This window comes from Arcicella sp. GW458-12-2-14-TSB2, from assembly GCF_059423785.1.
In genome coordinates, this window is record NZ_JBWKYN010000345.1 from 1 (window position 1) to 1,627 (window position 1,627).

Below are 1,627 nucleotides of genomic sequence, written 5' to 3' on the forward strand. Positions count from 1 at the left end.
CTTTGTTTATTATTAATACAAATATAGAAATAAATGTTTCAAAAAACTAATATTTTGAAACAAATTATTGAAAATTTCTGAAACATTTTTGAAACAAATTATAATTTCGTGAACATCAAGGAATTAAGAATCCAGTTTGGTTTATCCCAACAAGAGCTTGCCGAAAAAGTAGGTATTCCCAGAGGTCGTATCAATGGTTGGGAACAACGGGGCTCTAAACCGAAGGTGGATGATCATAAAAAATTGGAAGATTTTTTCATCCATCTCTCCAAACAAAAGCTTACGGATATTCAAAAAGAGGAAGCCGAAATCATTGGTAATCTTGAGGGTCTGCTTGAGTCTGAGAATGTATATAAAACAAAATCTGGCAACGAGTTTGTTGATATTGGCAATGGGAAAATTCAAATGAATATCCCCTTGGTAGAACACTATGCCTATGCGGGATACCTAACGGGCTGGGGCGATTCTGTCTTTTTAGAAGAATTACCCAAGCATTCTATTATTGTAGATAAACATTATAGGGGTATCTACAGGGCTTTTCAGGTGCGGGGCGATAGCATGGACAACAATTCTAGGGATTCTATCTGTTCGGGGGATGTGGTAGTGGGCAGGAGTGTCGATAAAAAATACTGGAAGAATAAGTTTTACCTTCATAAATGGGAAGACTATGTCATCATCCATGAAGGGGGAATTTTGGTAAAACGAATCACTGACCATTGGGTAGAACAGGGTATTATTATATGTATGTCGCTGAATACGGATAAATCTACGTATCCTAACCTAGAATTACACCTTTCTGAGGTATATGAGATTTATAATGTAGTGGAGGTTTCCAGAAAACGAGGGTGATTATCATAGTAGGGACGTATTGCATACGTCCACGATGTATGTCCCCTATTGTTCTGCGACATGGCTGAATACAATTCAGCCCTACAATTAATACCACAAAGGGACGTATTGCATACGTCCACGATGTATGTCCCCTATCGTTCCTGCGATACGGCCGAATGAAATTCAGCCCTACGTGTTAGGAAATCCCATTAGAATAAATATTTTTTTCAAAAACACTTTGAAACACAAAGTACTTTATACTATCTTTGAGCAACGATTTATTACTTAACTACTTTACAATCATCATGACACAGACAAACGATTTAACAAAACCATCGATTCATCCAATTGCATTATGGAAATTAATGTCATTAGGAGCAGTAATCGCATTAGCACTGATTATCATTTTCTTGATTCCAACACCTCCTAACCATAGCTATCCAAAATATTGGATGGTACGCCCCCTCATCATCGTCCCCTTTGCTGGAGCAATGGGTGGTTTATGTTTTTATATATTAGATTTCCTTCGTATTCAGGGCGGTTGGAAAAAAATAGTAGCCAACGTCCTCAGCTTTTTTATTTGCTTGGTCGGACTATGGCTTGGTTTTGTTTTAGGATTAGACGGCACCCTCTGGGATTAATCCAACAGGAATTTATAACCAACATCAGCCTAAAAACCCTTAAAAAGGACATCCTTGTTATGCTAAGATAAATTAATTTTCTTCACAGGGATGAGCTAAAGGGGAAGTAAATGACGAAAAATCTAACACTTTTTACATGTACAAAATATTATTAC

The 1,627-nt window shown here is 37.0% G+C and carries 2 protein-coding genes; both read left to right on the forward strand.

Annotation, left to right across the window (positions count from 1 at the left end; translation table 11 throughout):
- The first annotated feature begins 108 nt into the window (after positions 1–108).
- Positions 109–849: a helix-turn-helix domain-containing protein gene (locus AC07XN_RS24325; RefSeq protein WP_309924003.1), complete on the forward strand. Its 741-nt coding sequence runs from the start codon at positions 109–111 to the stop codon at positions 847–849.
- A gap of 287 nt (positions 850–1,136) precedes the next feature.
- On the forward strand, positions 1,137–1,472 hold the full coding sequence (locus AC07XN_RS24330; protein WP_309924001.1) for a potassium transporter KefB: 336 nt from the start codon (positions 1,137–1,139) through the stop codon (positions 1,470–1,472).
- Positions 1,473–1,627: the final 155 nt, after the last annotated feature.

Excerpts from the sequence above, each read along its gene's own strand:
- AC07XN_RS24330 (WP_309924001.1), top strand. The coding sequence starts at position 1,137 with ATGACACAGACAAACGATTTAACAAAACCATCGATTCATCCAATTGCA.